This window comes from Sharpea azabuensis DSM 18934 (genome assembly GCF_000702165.1).
Taxonomy (GTDB): Bacteria; Bacillota_I; Bacilli_A; order Erysipelotrichales; family Coprobacillaceae; genus Sharpea; species Sharpea azabuensis.
On the sequence record NZ_JNKU01000009.1, the window covers coordinates 24,541 to 39,400 of the forward strand.

General features: G+C 35.4%; 20 protein-coding genes. 2 read left to right on the top strand and 18 right to left on the bottom strand.

Annotation, left to right across the window (positions count from 1 at the left end):
- Positions 1 to 109 precede the first annotated feature (109 nt).
- Positions 110 to 907 carry a Cof-type HAD-IIB family hydrolase gene (locus tag T529_RS0102855; RefSeq protein WP_051646818.1) on the top strand — a complete coding sequence of 266 codons (798 nt, stop codon included), beginning with the start codon at positions 110 to 112 and terminating at the stop codon, positions 905 to 907.
- 60 nt (positions 908 to 967) lie between these two features.
- Here the strand turns inward: T529_RS0102855 and T529_RS0102860 are convergent, their stop codons facing one another.
- The 13 genes from T529_RS0102860 to T529_RS0102920 form a co-directional block, all read right to left on the bottom strand.
- Entirely contained in the window at positions 968 to 1,246 is a 279-nt protein-coding gene (locus T529_RS0102860) for a hypothetical protein (RefSeq protein ID WP_033162114.1), read from the bottom strand.
- Between the two features lie 18 nt (positions 1,247 to 1,264).
- Complete coding sequence (locus tag T529_RS0102865) at positions 1,265 to 2,101, bottom strand: PTS system mannose/fructose/sorbose family transporter subunit IID (RefSeq protein WP_033162115.1); 837 nt, start codon at positions 2,099 to 2,101, stop codon at positions 1,265 to 1,267.
- A 1-nt stretch (position 2,102) separates the two neighbouring features.
- Positions 2,103 to 2,945 carry a PTS mannose/fructose/sorbose/N-acetylgalactosamine transporter subunit IIC gene (locus tag T529_RS0102870; RefSeq protein ID WP_033162116.1) on the bottom strand — a complete coding sequence of 281 codons (843 nt, stop codon included), beginning with the start codon at positions 2,943 to 2,945 and terminating at the stop codon, positions 2,103 to 2,105.
- 30 nt (positions 2,946 to 2,975) lie between these two features.
- Complete coding sequence (locus tag T529_RS0102875) at positions 2,976 to 3,470, bottom strand: PTS sugar transporter subunit IIB (protein WP_033162117.1); 495 nt, start codon at positions 3,468 to 3,470, stop codon at positions 2,976 to 2,978.
- Positions 3,471 to 3,484: 14 nt separating this feature from the next.
- On the bottom strand, positions 3,485 to 3,925 hold the full coding sequence (locus T529_RS0102880; protein ID WP_033162118.1) for a PTS sugar transporter subunit IIA: 441 nt from the start codon (positions 3,923 to 3,925) through the stop codon (positions 3,485 to 3,487).
- Positions 3,926 to 4,060: 135 nt separating this feature from the next.
- Complete coding sequence (locus tag T529_RS0102885) at positions 4,061 to 5,323, bottom strand: ABC transporter substrate-binding protein (protein ID WP_033162119.1); 1,263 nt, start codon at positions 5,321 to 5,323, stop codon at positions 4,061 to 4,063.
- Positions 5,316 to 5,990 carry a response regulator transcription factor gene (locus T529_RS0102890; protein ID WP_033162120.1) on the bottom strand — a complete coding sequence of 225 codons (675 nt, stop codon included), beginning with the start codon at positions 5,988 to 5,990 and terminating at the stop codon, positions 5,316 to 5,318. Before T529_RS0102890 ends, T529_RS0102885 begins: the two co-directional genes overlap by 8 nt.
- Positions 5,983 to 7,296, bottom strand: coding sequence for a sensor histidine kinase (locus T529_RS0102895; RefSeq protein WP_033162121.1), 1,314 nt, complete (start codon positions 7,294 to 7,296; stop codon positions 5,983 to 5,985). Before T529_RS0102895 ends, T529_RS0102890 begins: the two co-directional genes overlap by 8 nt.
- Positions 7,296 to 8,255 (bottom strand): substrate-binding domain-containing protein, encoded by a 960-nt coding sequence (locus tag T529_RS0102900; protein WP_033162122.1) that lies wholly within the window; start codon positions 8,253 to 8,255, stop codon positions 7,296 to 7,298. Before T529_RS0102900 ends, T529_RS0102895 begins: the two co-directional genes overlap by 1 nt.
- Before the next feature lie 268 nt (positions 8,256 to 8,523).
- On the bottom strand, positions 8,524 to 8,718 hold the full coding sequence (locus T529_RS0102905; RefSeq protein WP_033162123.1) for a hypothetical protein: 195 nt from the start codon (positions 8,716 to 8,718) through the stop codon (positions 8,524 to 8,526).
- Positions 8,719 to 8,847: 129 nt separating this feature from the next.
- The gene (locus T529_RS0102910) at positions 8,848 to 9,510 is read right to left on the bottom strand and encodes an ABC transporter ATP-binding protein (RefSeq protein ID WP_033162124.1); all 663 of its coding nucleotides are present in this window, start codon (positions 9,508 to 9,510) and stop codon (positions 8,848 to 8,850) included.
- Entirely contained in the window at positions 9,507 to 10,589 is a 1,083-nt protein-coding gene (locus tag T529_RS0102915; RefSeq protein ID WP_033162125.1) for an ABC transporter permease, read from the bottom strand. The genes T529_RS0102910 and T529_RS0102915 overlap by 4 nt, the downstream gene beginning before the upstream one ends.
- Positions 10,590 to 10,678: 89 nt before the next feature.
- Positions 10,679 to 11,884, bottom strand: coding sequence for a cation:proton antiporter (locus T529_RS0102920; RefSeq protein ID WP_033162126.1), 1,206 nt, complete (start codon positions 11,882 to 11,884; stop codon positions 10,679 to 10,681).
- Between the two features lie 130 nt (positions 11,885 to 12,014).
- Between T529_RS0102920 and T529_RS0102925 the strand changes: the two genes are divergently transcribed.
- A complete protein-coding gene (locus T529_RS0102925; RefSeq protein WP_033162127.1) occupies positions 12,015 to 12,548 on the top strand; it encodes a TetR/AcrR family transcriptional regulator in 534 nt (177 codons plus the stop codon).
- Here T529_RS0102925 and T529_RS0102930 read toward each other — a convergent pair.
- The 5 genes from T529_RS0102930 to T529_RS0102950 all read right to left on the bottom strand — a co-directional run bounded on the left by T529_RS0102930 (position 12,545) and on the right by T529_RS0102950 (position 14,857).
- Positions 12,545 to 12,994, bottom strand: a complete 450-nt coding sequence (locus T529_RS0102930; protein WP_033162128.1) for an Rrf2 family transcriptional regulator — start codon at positions 12,992 to 12,994, stop codon at positions 12,545 to 12,547. The genes T529_RS0102925 and T529_RS0102930 overlap by 4 nt on opposite strands.
- Positions 12,995 to 13,006: 12 nt before the next feature.
- Positions 13,007 to 13,348, bottom strand: a complete 342-nt coding sequence (locus T529_RS0102935) for a MoaF-related domain-containing protein (protein WP_033162129.1) — start codon at positions 13,346 to 13,348, stop codon at positions 13,007 to 13,009.
- Positions 13,349 to 13,671: 323 nt separating this feature from the next.
- On the bottom strand, positions 13,672 to 14,319 hold the full coding sequence (locus tag T529_RS0102940) for a Crp/Fnr family transcriptional regulator (protein ID WP_033162130.1): 648 nt from the start codon (positions 14,317 to 14,319) through the stop codon (positions 13,672 to 13,674).
- A gap of 17 nt (positions 14,320 to 14,336) precedes the next feature.
- A complete protein-coding gene (locus T529_RS0102945) occupies positions 14,337 to 14,615 on the bottom strand; it encodes a hypothetical protein (RefSeq protein ID WP_033162131.1) in 279 nt (92 codons plus the stop codon).
- A gap of 14 nt (positions 14,616 to 14,629) precedes the next feature.
- Complete coding sequence (locus T529_RS0102950) at positions 14,630 to 14,857, bottom strand: heavy-metal-associated domain-containing protein (protein WP_033162132.1); 228 nt, start codon at positions 14,855 to 14,857, stop codon at positions 14,630 to 14,632.
- Between the last annotated feature and the right edge of the window lie 3 nt (positions 14,858 to 14,860).

A 14,860-nucleotide genomic window follows, 5' to 3' on the forward strand; every position in this document is an offset into this window, starting at 1 on the left:
CCTCACTTAAACATATATTATCATTGTTTTATGTTTATTCAAACATTTCTAAACGTATATTCTCACATTGGTAGATGTTAGAATATATGTGTAAGAGGAGGAAATAAAAATGACTATACAAGCTATATTTAGTGATATTGATGGTACATTGCTGAATAATGAACATCGTATGTCCATTCATCAAGCGAATACAATCAATGCATCTATTAGCCAAGGTATTGCCTTTGTTTTAACAACGGCAAGAAGTCCTCAGGGTGTTTATCCAATTATGAATCGCTATCATATTCATTGTCATATGATTGCTTTCAATGGAGCTTTGATGCTTGATCAAGAAGGACATGTTTTATATGAAAGTGGATTTACAAAAGAGAAAGCGCAAGAGGTTTGTCAGTTTATCGAACAACAACACTTCAATCTCACCTACAACATCTTTACAAAGGATCAATGGCTTGTCAAAGACTTAAGTGATGAACGTGTAAAAAGAGAAGAAAGTATTGTTGAAGCACAGGCACAATTAGGTGACGTAAGTGATTTAAAAGATGATGATATGGTGGATAAGATTCTATGCATGTGTGATCCTGATGATATTCTTGATATTGAGAACAAGCTAAAAGATAACTTTCCTGAACTTCAAATAGCGAAATCATCCAATATTCTTATTGAAATTAATAATGGTGGTGTTTCCAAAGCTACAGCTATCCAGACATTTTGTCAGTCTATGCATATTGATATCAATCATGTTATGGCTATTGGAGACAACTATAATGATTTAACAATGTTGGAAAGTGTTGGCTATCCCGTTGTTATGGACAATGCACCTTTGGCTATTAAAGAACAATTTAGAAACCATACATCATCAAATAATGATGATGGTGTGGCTCAGGCCATTCTTTCAAACAGGCAATAATGCCTGTTTTTTCACGAAAAAAGAAGACCTATCATTGATAGATCTTCTTATTGGGAGATTTTATGAACGAATGAGTTTTTCAAATTGATCAATAACTTTATTGACATTCTTGCGTCCTAATATTATGCCGTATAGGAGCACAAGTGTAGCAAGGACACTTATGACAGTAAGCACTACAAAGAAGAGCGTGTCGAAGATATGGGAGTGGAAATAATACAAGAGCACAACACTGATTGTTGAAATGAAGAAAGTAAGTGTCATGTATCTCTGGAGATTTTTAAGCATATGCTTCTGATATGCGATTTCTGTGAGATAACCCTGCTTTGTTTCTTCTGTCATAATGTTTCCTTCTTTCTATTAGTATTTTAAATTTGGGTTGAAGAAGCCAATGAATACACCAACAAATGCAATAACAACTAAGAGTAACATAACTTTGATTGGAGACATTTTCTTCTTAGCCATTAACCACCAGCAAAGAATGATAAATGCAGCCGTTAACATGCCAGGATAAACAGCATCTAACTGTTTCTGTAACTGTAAGAATGGCTTACCAGCAGCATTCTTTAATTCGAATGAAGTCTTTACTGATACCCATGTAGCAGCAACGGCACCAATGACCATACCACCAACAGTACCAATGGCTTTTCTTAAAGCAACACCAGTAGGACCAACTAAGAATTCCACAGCTTTACCACCAAGTTCATAGCCTTTGTAGTAAGCAAATTTCATACCAAAGTAGGCAAGTAAGTTCCAAACTACGATATAGAAGATGGCCCCAACAGGACTACCACCATTAGATAAACCTAAAGCAATACCTAATAATACTGGAATAAGAGTACCAACGATAAGTGAATCACCAATACCTGCTAAAGGACCCATTAAACCGGCTCTTAAGCTGTTGATTGTTTCATCATCAACATTTTCACCATTTGCACGTGCTTCTTCAAGACCAGCTGTAATACCTACTACTAATGAACCAATTTGTGGTTCTGTATTGAAGAAGGCTGTATATGTGTTCATAGATCTTTGTTGATCTTCTTTATTATCATAAAGATCTTCGACAATTGGAAGCATTGAAGTCAAGTAACCAAATGTCTGCATATGTTCCTGTGTAAAGCAAGTTAAGTTACCATAATACCAATGATGGAAGGAACGAGATAACGCTTTAGCACTAATTTTCTTCTTGTCTGCCATTTTAGATATCCTCCTCTTCTTCATCATCATCAATTGCTACCTGGGCGACAGGTCGCGTCTTAATAATCTGTAATTCATAAGTAATAACAGCGAAGATTAATGAAACAACAGCTGCTGATACTAAGTTTAAGCCAAGAGATGCAGCAAGTGTGAAACCTACAAAGAATGGGATAAAGTCTGTCGCCTTTTCAACAATCTGTTTAACAAGAATCGCAATTCCGACACATGGGAGCAATGCACCTACAGTGAATAATGTTTTCATAGCTAAACCATCCATTGGTAAGGCATCTTTCATAGCTGTAACGGCTGTTGCACCTAATTTACACATGATGAGAGTTGGAATGAAAGAGAATAAGATATGTGAAACCCAAGGTAATACCCAGTCTACTAAATAAAGTTTATGGAAATCACCTTTTTCAACAGCTTTCCAGCCATATGACTGCCAAGCTAAGTTTAATGTAGCTGTGCCATAGAATAATACTGTACCAACTGTACCAACTAATGTCCCCATTGAAGTGGCAAGACCAGCAGCAGCTGGTGAGCTAGCAGCAAGTCCCTGTGACTTAACAGCGACCATGGCAAGTGGGATACCAATATATGAGATTGCACGAACATCAGCAGAAACTGTTCCACCAGGTGTAACTAAGGCAATATAAACAACCTGCATAGCAACACCGCAAAGAATACCAAGTTTTAAATCACCAAGAATAAGACCACACACTAAACCACCAACTAACGGACGGCCTAATGTATAGTTACCAAATGAAGTACCACCCATACCAGGCATAGATGCTAAGCAGGCAAATAATCCTAGTAAAGCGGCTTGTAACCAACTAATAACCATAATTTTCTTTCCCCTTTTTTCTATGATTTGTTAAAAGCCAAACTTACTTCTAAAGTCTTCCCAAGTACCAATTGTAATATCAGGAATCAAAGAGAACTTGACTGTATAACCTTTCTGATAAATAGCTTCTAAAGCTTCAGCTTCTTCCTGTGTAATTGACTGGTTGTTACCAAGTTTTGTTGCTCCAGGACGATCATTACATGGACCAACAATAACTGTCTTGACATCACCAGGTACAAACCCTAAATCAACAAGAATATATTTCATATCCAATGGATTCTTTGTGATTAAGAAATACTGATCTGCACTCTTAAGTACCTTTTCCTGAACATCTTTGAAATGATCTTTTGTCCATACAAATGTTTTCTTATCACTTGCTGACTTATAAGCTTCTTTCAAGACTTTATTAGATGCTGCTGCATCATTGACTGCAATTAATCCTGTACAAGGATATTCTTTAGACCATCTTGTTACTGTCTGACCATGAATCATACGGTCATCAATTCTTACAAATGAAATTGCCATTTTTCTCTCTCCTCTTAAATATCGTCTTCTTCATCTTCAGCTGCATCAGCTGGTGTTGTGTCAAATTCCTGGATACCACCTTTTGCTTCACCAAGAACTGTTGCCTTGAGTGCTTCACCACTCAAATTATCTTTCATAACTGCCATTGTAAGAGCCATTGGTAAATTCATACCACCAAGCACTACAGTGTTGTCATAGCGACCAAGCTCATTAAGAACATTCAATGCTGTTGTAAGTGGTGATCCACCAACAATATCCGCTAAGAGCACCAAGTCATCTTCTTCCTTAAGAACACTCATTGCACTTCTAAATTCCTGTGCGAAGTCATCAGCACCCTTTCCATTCTCTAAGCCTACAGCGATGACTGAGTCCATCTTATCTGGGGCAAACATGGCGAGTGAAGTCTTTAACCCTTTCGCAAAGTCTCCATGACTGACTAAAACTAAATATCTCATATGTTCCTCCTTCCCTCTCGATTGCACCTATATCATATCTAAAGCGCATACATTTGTGATGTGTCATCTGTCACTTCTTCAAAGTGACATTTCTCCTCTTTGAAATGACATTTGTCATATAAAAAAAGATCAGGATTATAATTCCTGATCAACTTCTTGCTGGATATAAGCATAATCAACATTATTATTGTTATTGTAGATAGCTTGATTAATGAGATAATCTAATTTCATTTCTGCCTGAGCCTTTTTCTTAAAGAGCGGATAGGCATAGGATGTTTGCATGATTGAATCAATTGTTGATGATTTAAGTGCCTCTGTTTCACCAAAGAGTTTTTCTGACTTCCTGGAATTCATGACTGACTGTAATGGTGAAGCACCAAGATTACTTTTGAGCCATTCTTGTTGAATAGTAGTGTCATAACAAAGCATTTTCATAAAGGCAAAGCCCATTTGTTTATTCGTACAACGACTTGACAAGGATAATAGGACAGTATTAAGTCGTGTTTGTGGCTTTTCTAACATTGTTGGCATAGTGATACAGTCCCAGTTGAATGTAGAATACTTAGCAACGCGATAAGGATAAGGTTTGTAGGTACGATATTGGGCAAGCGTCATAGGCATGAAAGCCACTTTACCCTCATCGAATTGTTCTGAAGAGACTACATAATCCTTATTGAGATTTCGTAATTTGATGTAGAAGTTAATGGTTTTCTTGAATGTTTCATCATTAATATGTGCTTCTTTACCATCATCAGTAAACACCTTTAAGCCAAAACTGTCACCTATATTCTGCCAGCTCATGCCAGCTACACCATATTGTCCATCATGCGTTACTTTCTTACAAATAGCATAGAACTGATTAAGATCTAATGAAGCAGGTAATTGTATGCCTTCTTTCTTTAAGAGATCAATATTGACGCACATCATCATTGGATTGCTTTCTAATGGCAAGCCATAGAGAGCATTATGATAAACCCCAGTGTTATAAGCAGCGTCATAGAAATCTGTTTTTGATAGTCTTTGATTCTCCATATAACTTGAGATATCTTGAAGTGCACCATTATCGGCAAGCAAAGCAAAATCATCCTGTGGTACGACAAAGACATCTGGCTGTTTTCCTTGAACAATCTTCTCTGCAAGATATTGGCTATATTCTGATTTCTGAATTCCTGATTCATATTCAACTTTAACATTGGGATAAGCTTTTTCAAATTTCTTAATGACACGGTCTAATACTTTTGTATCATTACTTGGTACATCCCAGCTACTGCCGGCATAGACACCGAGCTTAAGCACTGTCTTACGTCCTGGATTATAAGCATAAATAAAGCTAATCATAAGTGCAAAAGCAATCAGCCAGGCAACCAGATCTTTATGCTTTCTTAATAATCTAATCATCGTTGAAATCCTTCATTAATACACCTGTCTGTACTGCCCATATAGCAAGCTGTGTGCGATCACGAAGATTAAGCTTTGATAAAATACTTGAAAGATAGTTACGTACTGTTCCTTCGGAAAGGAAGAGATTGGCTGATATTTCTTTATTAGAAAGGCCACGAGCGACTTGCTGGATGACTTTCCATTCTGTATTACTTATTTCCTTTGTAAGCTCTTCATCAACTTCAATACTATAGTTGCTTTGTGCCATCTTAGAAAAGAGTGTCACTACCTTTGTTGCAATATCAGGATTAATCATACTGCCACCCTTATAGACTGTTTGGATGGCTTTATGAAGATTTTCCATGCTGACCCCTTTTAACAGATAACCTGATGCACCATATTTAAGTGCTGAATAGACAAATTCATCATCATCAAAGGTTGTAAGAATGATGATTTTGATGTCTGGGTAAAGCTGTTTGATTTTCTTTGTCGCAATAACACCATCCATCTTAGGCATACGAATATCCATCAGGATAACATCGGGCTTATTATGCTTAATGTCTTCAAGGGTCTCAAATCCATCAGCTCCACTTCCTACAAGTTCTATATCACTGTTCGCTGAAAGAACAATTTTTAACGATTCTCTAATAAGTTCCTGGTCGTCAGCTATATATACTTTAATCATCTATATCTTCCCCTTTTCTCTTTGGAATGCTTACAAAGATTCTAAAGCCGTTATCCCCATGAAATACAACATGACCACCAAGCATCGCTGCTCTTTCTTGCATTTGTTTGAGGCCATATCCAGGCCTAATATCTTTAACTCCTTTGCCATCATCCTGAATGATAATATAGTAGGCATTAGGATAATTAAACATGTTGATTTCAACACGTGTAGCATGTCCATGACGTAATGCATTAGTAATTGATTCTTGAATAATGCGGAAAATAATATCTTCCTTTGTTTGATCAAGATCAATATGTTCCCATTCATAATACAGTTCGATATCGAGATTGGATAATTCTTTATATTCTTGAATCATTTGATTCAATGCTTCTTTAAAGCTATGTTGTTCTAAAGCCCCTGGACGGAGCTTCTGCAAAGAACGGCGCACATCACCAATGCCTTGTCTCACAACCTGACTGACAACTTGTAGCTGTGCTTTACACTTGGCTGGATCAATATCAATCAGGACAATACAAGCATCAATACCTGCTGATACACCAGTTAGTGCATGCCCAAGCGTGTCATGTATTTCCCTGGCAATTCTTTTACGCTCCCTATCTTCAGCAATCTTTTCTGATAAATTGATATAGTTATTGAGGTCTGTATTCACTTTAGAAACCATCGCAAGTTCATCTTCAATATTTTTCTGGGCTATTAAGGAATCCACTAAATATATGACTAAGAAAATTATAAACAATAATAAATTAACACTTGTCAGAAAGTTTTTAAAGAATGAAGCTGCAAAACGATAACCATTAGGCAAAAAACTTATATAAACTTCTATTGAAGGAATATCAATCATACGAGAGACAAGAGAATAATCTGTAAATAACCAAATCAAGAATGATACAACAAAGAATGGCATACGTCTTTTCAAGTCCCTGATATAATAAATAATATCCATGAACACAACTAATATCATCCCATTATAACAAAGATTAAGATTACGGATAATCAATAAAGTAATGATTAATTCAATCGATATCAACAATTCAATACTCATATTTGTCTTTTCTAATAAGTCATCACGAATAAAGATAAATACTAAGAAACAGAATAATAAAAAGATTGAGTAAAAAAATAAATGTAAGGGATTCTTAGGTATAACTGTAAGATTTTCCATTAATTCATAGCTGAGATTCTTATTGACAATATATTGTGTACAGAACATATACAACAAAGTACTATAAAGAACAGCTATAAAATTAAGAAAGATAATGAAATGTCTTATTTGTGATAGTTGCTTTGAATCAAACTTCAGCATTATTGCCACCCCAATATATTATACTCATTGATGTTATCTTTAGAGATCAGCTGATCAACATTTAACTTGATTGTTTTTTTAGCTTGTTTACCTTTAATGAGCTGTAAAACTGTATGTACGGATTGTCTTGCCATACCTTCAGGTGATTGCATTGCAGTGAAGACATGATTGGCCTTATCACTAATAAATTTTTTCATGTTGGGTGAACCATCAACACTATAGATCAACATATTCCTATTGAGATGCTTTTCCTCCAATGCCGCAAGTGAACCTAAAGCAGCAGGATCATTTAACGACATAATGACATCAAAATTTCGATGTTCATCGATATACTGCGAGACTTTTGGCATAGCGATTTCTGTTTGTCCTAAGACATCAATACGATCAACAATTTGATACTCAGGATGTGCCTTTATTGTATTTGTAAAGCCATTGATACGATCAACTGCCGAATTAGCGCTATTATGCGTCAGTAATAAAACTTTTGCTTGTGTTCTTCTTTTCATTAAATCCTGAGCACAAATAACACCTGCATGATAGTTGTCAGATACAATTGTGCTATCGACAAATTGACTATCACTTAACTGAGAATCTACAACAACAATATATATCCCATCCTGTTTAGCTTTCTTTAATGCTTCAATAAGATGTTTATTATTCCCTTCAACAGGATTAATAATGATTGCATTCACACCTTCTTCTCTCATTGCATTGATCTGACGTATTTGTTTATTAACATCTAATTCTGGATCACGTACAACAAGCTTACAATTATTCTGTGAAGCAATTTTCTTTACCTCAGAATTAATAGCTTCATAAAATGTATTATTCATTGTCATATATGTTGTTCCGATGATGATGGAATGATCTGTTACATTTGAATATGTATAGACTGTATAAATCATTAAAGAAGTTGAAAGAAAGATTATCATCCATACAATTTTAGATTTTATATGCATATAAACACTCCCCTATTTGAAACAAATTATACATTATCAAAATGAATACAATCAATATGACAAATGTCACATTGATTGTATGGGTGTAATGAGATTCTTTTTAGAGAGTAAGATTTATATTCTTATCAGTATTGTCACTCATGCAAACACAATCTCATCATCATACGGATTCCTTTTGTGCTTTATTAATTTGATAGGCCAGAGCAATTTGCATATATCATATTGATTAACAAAAAACCTATCTCCCATAAATAGGGAAATAGGTCAATTAATCTTTTAAACAAGTTATTGGAACAAAATAAACACCATCATCTCTTCGATATACATATTTACCTTTTCCTACCAATACCATCATAAATACTGGCTCTTTCATTCTATCAGTGTCAATTGTATCTTTAAGCTTTTTTAGTGTTTTTGCCCCGTGCTCGATATTATCATCACCGCCAAGCTTAATTTCTATCAAGCCATATCGTCCGTCCCTTAAATAAAAAATTGGAGATTTCAACTCTATTAAGTGATTTGGCGCTTTTCTATTGAGTGATTTGGCTTTTTTTATTAAGGCAAAAAAAGCGGTATAGACCGCTTTGGGATATTATTTGATTTGTGTTAGCTGGCCATCTTCCATACGATAGATCTTGTCAGCTAGATCTAGTACACGTTCATCATGTGTGACCATGATAGCTGCTTTTTTGCGCTTATGTACTTCCATCTGAATCATTTCTACTGCATGTCTGCCTCTTTTGGAATCAAGTGATGCCGTTGGTTCATCGGCAAGAATCAGTTTTGCGTTTGAAGCAAAAGCACGGGCAATTGCTACACGCTGTCTTTCACCACCAGATAAGTGAGATGGATACTGATCAATAATATTATCAATACTCAGTTCTTTAAATAGCTTTTTGACTTCCTGTGGGTTTGTGCCTAGTAAGGCCGTAAGCTGTTCTCCGGCTTTAAGATAAGGAAGAAGCTGGTGGTTCTGGAAAATAAAGCCGATATTCTCTTTACGTATATCCGTCCATTTCTTCTTTGGAAGAGCTGAAACCTTTTCACCACATAGTGTTATACCACCATGATCACTAGATAACATCATACCAGCAATATTTAATAATGTACTCTTACCACATCCTGATGGACCAACAATAACCACAAATTCACCTTCATGAACTTCTAGGTTAATATGATTAAGAATGACAAGTTCACTCTCACCATCCTGATACTTTTTGACAATATCATTTAATTTTAAGACTGTCTGACTCATTCAAAATCACCTCCGATAATTTTAGCTGGATCAATTTTTGCGACTCTTATGACTGTGGCAAGTGAACCAAGTATAGAAATAAAGATAAATGACGCTAATACCAATATGACTTGTGAAGGCACAAGGAAGAATGGCATTGTAGCTGGTAAGGCTTGACTCATTAAGAGAACAAGGACACCGGCAATAAGAGCACCACTAATACTAATCATGCATACCTGAGAAAGAATAAATCTCACTAAACGACTCATTCTTGTACCAATAGCTTTAAGAACACCAAATTCTTTTTCTTTCTGGAGATTAATAATGAAGAAGAAGATTCCGATAATAAAAGCTGTAATAACGACAAGTAACCATTCGACCATTGTGATGGTCATTTGTTCAGCTTGATAACCTGGTAATGATTTAATGATTTCTTGTTTTGTATATGTCTTTGTACCTTTGATTATTTTCTTAGCTGATCCTTTTATGGCATAGGCATGGACTGTGTTATTAAACATAGGATTTGCTTCTTTCATGATTGCTTTGTAGTTATCAGTTGAGATATAAGCAACAGAGACATGTCCATACATAGCATCTTTTGTAAAGCCAACAACCTTAAATGAAATACCTGAATTAGCATCTTTTATTGTATCGTTGAGTTTAATGCCTTTACTTTCATAATCATCATCTAAGACAATTGTATTTGTCTTGTTTGTAAGCTTGTGGCCCTTATAGACATCGACATTCAGATATGAAGATGGATTAATGGCAAAATAAGTAACATCAATCTTCTCATCATCATTCTCCTTTTGAAGATACATACGCGTAATATCAATAGGCGTAGCCTTCTTGCCATAAGTATCTTTTACTGCATCAGATTGTGTTGTTGTAAGATTGGATACAGTTATGAGTTTCTCAGCATCATCACTTAGTATAAAGTGTTCTACACTCATATTCTCTACACCTGATGAAACAGCTCTCCCCAAGCCTTGTACAAGACCTGAAAGAAAGAGAACCATGAACATCATTAATACAACAATAATTTCAATTAGAAGATATCTCTTCCAGTTATATTTTAATTCTTTCCACGCTAATCTCATGATTAATCACCTTTCTTATTTGAACAAGGTAAATCATAGTCCTTTAGTTATAGAAAGTAAAGATTTTTGTCTATTTAATTTTGTACTATTTATTTTAATTCACCTGCTAATTCAAATCCCTTCTTTGCGGCAATCACAGCTATGATTTCATTAATAACAGCAGCTGCTGCAATTGTTCCTTGGACAATACGTACAAGTGCTGGTGCACTTTGTAATGTTGCACAGGCAATGGAAGTGAAGACTAAGGAAACACCTGAATGGGGTAAGAGTGTTAAGCCAAGATACTTCTTGACTGTTTCCGGCATATGCATGATGGTTGCACCCAGTCTTGCCCCACCATTTTTACCTGCTGCTCTTGCAACAATATAGACAAAAGTATAGAAACCAGCCCCAAGAATAAGATGATAATCAAGAGGTGCTCCTAAATCTACAATGGATATCAATAAACTGATGGCCAGTATGGGATTATAGGCTTGAAGGAGTAATTGTAGCTTCTCTTCCTCTATCATATTGGAAAGAACACCAGAATAAGCAACCCCCATCAACATATAATTCAAGGTAATCCCCTTAAGTATTTCTTTATTCAGATACACGCCAATACCAACAATAACAGTAATACCTATTAATAGCACAATAAGATTCATCTTTGTATCATGAGATTTTCTTAAGACCAGACCAACTAAATAACCAATAGCTCCGCCTAAAAGTATTGGAAGAAAAATCATCACGGGGATCATATAAAGTGGTAATGATCCACTTGCAACCTGATGAGCAACAAATGCGTTCACACTAAAGAAAACGACAATACCTACAACATCATCCAATACAGCCATAGGCAACAAAGTATCTGTTACTGGTCCATGCGTATTGAATTCTCGTACAATTGAGAGGGCTGGAGCAGGGGCTGTTGCCAGTGCAATCCCACTAAATACTAAAGCAAGATAGATAGGTACACCCTGAAAGGCAAAGATAATGCCAAATACCGCACTGACAATCACAAAAGTTCCTAATGATTGTGTCAATGTCGTCACAAAGAGGGCTTTGCCATAAGAACGTAACTTTTTCAAAATTAATTCAGAGCCAAGCATGATACCAAAGGCACACTGCATCCAACATATAATGAGTTGATAACTTGAAGTATTCCGTAATTGATTTGAAAGCAAATTGGCTGCTTCAGGTCCTAAAAGCATTCCGGCAATAAGCCAACCTAATATTGAAGGCAATTTACACTTCTTGATGAGTATGCCTGCAAAATAAGCAAGAATAAGCACCAACAACCATTTCACATAAAGCATTTCATTCACACCTTTCTATTGACACTTTTTTCTTTATTCCCTACGATAATAGCAACATTTGTTGCTTTTTCAATATAGGTATCCTATAAAGCAACAATAGGTTCTTCTTTGTTGCTTTGGAGGTAGTGTGATGCGTAGAAAGAATTTAAATAGTGAGCTTATTAAGGAATATATGGTTGAGGCTTTATTGCTTTTGATGGAAGAGAAATCTTTTGAAAAGATTACTATTGGAGAGATTACTAATAAGGCTGGGGTCAATAGATCTTCGTATTATCGTCATTTTAATATGAAAGAGGATTTATTACGTTGGTATTTTTATAAGATTATTGGTGAGATTGAAAAAGAGAATGTGTCATTCCATGATTATACTTATTCCATTTTTAAGACATTTCTTTCTCATAAGCGTGGTATTCTCGTTATTCATCAAGCTCAGCTATCCTATTTATTACTTGATGCACTTAATGCATGTTTCCATGTAAATACAACTGACACTCAATCCACCTTAGAACAGTTTCAAACTGCATGGCATGTGGGTGGTATTTATAATGGAATGTTGTTGTGGTTTGAACACGGCATGAAAGAAAGTGCTCAATTAATGACGGATATCACCCTCTCTTTTCGACCAGCTGGGTCTCTTTCTTTAAGAGATATGAAAAAAGCCTAGTTTTCACTAGACTCTTCATTATTTAGTATATTTTCCATATCATCATACATATCACTTAAATACATATGTTCCATTTTCTGCAGCAGTTCATCTTGTAGTGCTTGTAATCTCACTTCTAGCACATCCTGAATAGTTCTTCCAACCGGACAGTTCACATTAGGATGCTCATGCATCCTAAAGAGCTTTTGATCATGGCCTTCAACGGATTCAAAAATCATCCTCACCGAAATCTCTTCAGGCTTCTTATTCAAATATGTACCACCAACACCCGCTTTCACAACAACTAACCCAGAACTCTTTAAGTTAGCTAAAATTTTACGAATATTCACTGCATTCACACCTGTTGTATCCGCTAATACTTCAGATGTGATTTTTTCTTCATCCTGATATTTTTCAATATAAAGCAAGATATGCACAGCTGTAGCGAGCTTTCCAGAAAACTGCATGGTTCGTCCTCCTTATCCAATTACAGTTATTGTACCATGCATAAGGATCTTTCCTCTACCCCCACGTTCAGATTCATCACTCCAAGTTAAGAAAGCTGTTGCCTGAAGCTTGTTGAAATCTACTGTTTGAGCAGCTGTCATGCCATCCTGTTCAATCCAGTCAATATGATAAATACCTTCAGCGACTTCATAAGCCCAATATGGTTCAGTACCTGTTGTAGCTTCACCTTCAGCAACTTCAGAAAGAGCTTCCCATTTTAATTCATTTTCAGAAAGATATGTCATGCGGTAATGTGCACCTGTCTCATACTTCACTTCTAACTGTTTTCCATTTAATTTTTCATACATTGTCATATTTTATCCTCACTTTGTTGTAGCTGCTCTCTCAATAATGAATGAACAAATAAAATTAGAAAGTAAAGTCTATATGTAAGTCCTTTAGACTCCGTCACCATTAATGATTGCTTTAATTCCATCCATTTTTTGCTTTATTTCATTTATCGTTAATTTTATTTTAATTACATTTACAATTTTCGTTAGTTTTAAAAGTGCAATTTTCAACAAAATCGTTAATTTTATGCATTAACACCCTACCTGAGAGTTTATTCATTTACATAACTCACCTTAAATACACTATAAAAAACAAATATCCCTCCAGATTAATGAAGGGATATTTCTCATATATTTTCTAATGCATCAGGATCAAGAATAGTGATATGTTTCCCTGTGCGTTTGATGTAATTGTGATCTTCCAAATATTTAAGCTTACGAGAGAGTGTTTCTGGTGTTGTGCCTAGATAAAGAGCAAGATCTTTCATTTTCATGAAAAGAGTTATTGATGACTGATTAGCTGAGATCTGTAATAAGTAATGGGCAAGTCGTTCTTCGACACGTTCCATTGAGAGAAACTGTGCTTGTTTTTCTAACTGAGCTGTTCTCTTTGCTGATAGTTCTAAGAGTTTGATGGCAATGGATGGATTTTCTAAAAGAGCCTGGTGAAATGCTTGTTGAGTTAGCGTACATATTTCCGTTTCTTCTAGAGCTTGTCCAAAGAGGGTATCGCTTGGTATATTGAAGAGCTGTTTTTCGCCTTCATAATCACCCTCTTTGAGTACACGTAAGAGATGTTCTTTGCCACTAATAGATAATTGATAGACTTTAATACTACCACTCGCTATTATATAAAGATTTTCATCACCTGGTTGAAAGACTAATTCGTTTTTCTTATAGATATGGTGATGTGTGAGATTCATGATTTCTTGTTGTGCTTCTATGGGAAGATGATTGAATAAGGGAACTTGGGCAATGCATAAATGTTCTGCCATAAGATAACCTCTCTTTCTTATTGTGTTGAGATTTCATCAAAAGCTTTCAACATTTCATAAGTTGCTTTAAAAGTACCACATACATCATTCGGGATGAAATAGTCGTTTGTAATTATACGTAATTGTGAGAATTCATTTGTAAGATCATATTGATTATGATTAATCTTGTTCTGAATCTCTTTATAAATAGTACGTACTTTAAAAACTTCTGGATGATGTTGTCCATGTGCTTTCGTGATAGCTTTTGTATAGAGATCTAGTATTGCATTATTTGTGTTATAGAATGATTGTATCATAAATAGGCCTCCTTTTATTGTATTGATGCTTTAAGTACATCATAACCAATATGAACAACTGCCTGTCTGATATCCTTAATATCAGTAACAGTTTCATCAAATGTGAGCTTCGCTTTGCTGGCATTGAAGAGGACTCTGACACTTTCCTGATCAACACCAGGAACACTTTTAAGTGCTCCTGTGATTTTCTGCATGCATGTTGGGCATGCAAGTGTTTCTAACTGTAAGACTGCTTTTTTCATATT

Bases quoted from the DNA above. Each gene is read 5' to 3' on its own strand.
- T529_RS0102855 (WP_051646818.1), top strand. From the start codon at position 110: ATGACTATACAAGCTATATTTAGTGATATTGATGGTACATTGCTGAAT.
- T529_RS0102860 (WP_033162114.1), bottom strand. From the start codon at position 1,246: ATGACAGAAGAAACAAAGCAGGGTTATCTCACAGAAATCGCATATCAG.
- T529_RS0102865 (WP_033162115.1), bottom strand. From the start codon at position 2,101: ATGGCAGACAAGAAGAAAATTAGTGCTAAAGCGTTATCTCGTTCCTTC.
- T529_RS0102870 (WP_033162116.1), bottom strand. From the start codon at position 2,945: ATGGTTATTAGTTGGTTACAAGCCGCTTTACTAGGATTATTTGCCTGC.
- T529_RS0102875 (WP_033162117.1), bottom strand. From the start codon at position 3,470: ATGGCAATTTCATTTGTAAGAATTGATGACCGTATGATTCATGGTCAG.
- T529_RS0102880 (WP_033162118.1), bottom strand. From the start codon at position 3,925: ATGAGATATTTAGTTTTAGTCAGTCATGGAGACTTTGCGAAAGGGTTA.
- T529_RS0102885 (WP_033162119.1), bottom strand. From the start codon at position 5,323: ATGATTAGATTATTAAGAAAGCATAAAGATCTGGTTGCCTGGCTGATT.
- T529_RS0102890 (WP_033162120.1), bottom strand. From the start codon at position 5,990: ATGATTAAAGTATATATAGCTGACGACCAGGAACTTATTAGAGAATCG.
- T529_RS0102895 (WP_033162121.1), bottom strand. From the start codon at position 7,296: ATGCTGAAGTTTGATTCAAAGCAACTATCACAAATAAGACATTTCATT.
- T529_RS0102900 (WP_033162122.1), bottom strand. From the start codon at position 8,255: ATGCATATAAAATCTAAAATTGTATGGATGATAATCTTTCTTTCAACT.
- T529_RS0102910 (WP_033162124.1), bottom strand. From the start codon at position 9,510: ATGAGTCAGACAGTCTTAAAATTAAATGATATTGTCAAAAAGTATCAG.
- T529_RS0102915 (WP_033162125.1), bottom strand. From the start codon at position 10,589: ATGAGATTAGCGTGGAAAGAATTAAAATATAACTGGAAGAGATATCTT.
- T529_RS0102920 (WP_033162126.1), bottom strand. From the start codon at position 11,884: ATGCTTTATGTGAAATGGTTGTTGGTGCTTATTCTTGCTTATTTTGCA.
- T529_RS0102925 (WP_033162127.1), top strand. From the start codon at position 12,015: ATGCGTAGAAAGAATTTAAATAGTGAGCTTATTAAGGAATATATGGTT.
- T529_RS0102930 (WP_033162128.1), bottom strand. From the start codon at position 12,994: ATGCAGTTTTCTGGAAAGCTCGCTACAGCTGTGCATATCTTGCTTTAT.
- T529_RS0102935 (WP_033162129.1), bottom strand. From the start codon at position 13,348: ATGACAATGTATGAAAAATTAAATGGAAAACAGTTAGAAGTGAAGTAT.
- T529_RS0102940 (WP_033162130.1), bottom strand. From the start codon at position 14,319: ATGGCAGAACATTTATGCATTGCCCAAGTTCCCTTATTCAATCATCTT.
- T529_RS0102945 (WP_033162131.1), bottom strand. From the start codon at position 14,615: ATGATACAATCATTCTATAACACAAATAATGCAATACTAGATCTCTAT.
- T529_RS0102950 (WP_033162132.1), bottom strand. From the start codon at position 14,857: ATGAAAAAAGCAGTCTTACAGTTAGAAACACTTGCATGCCCAACATGC.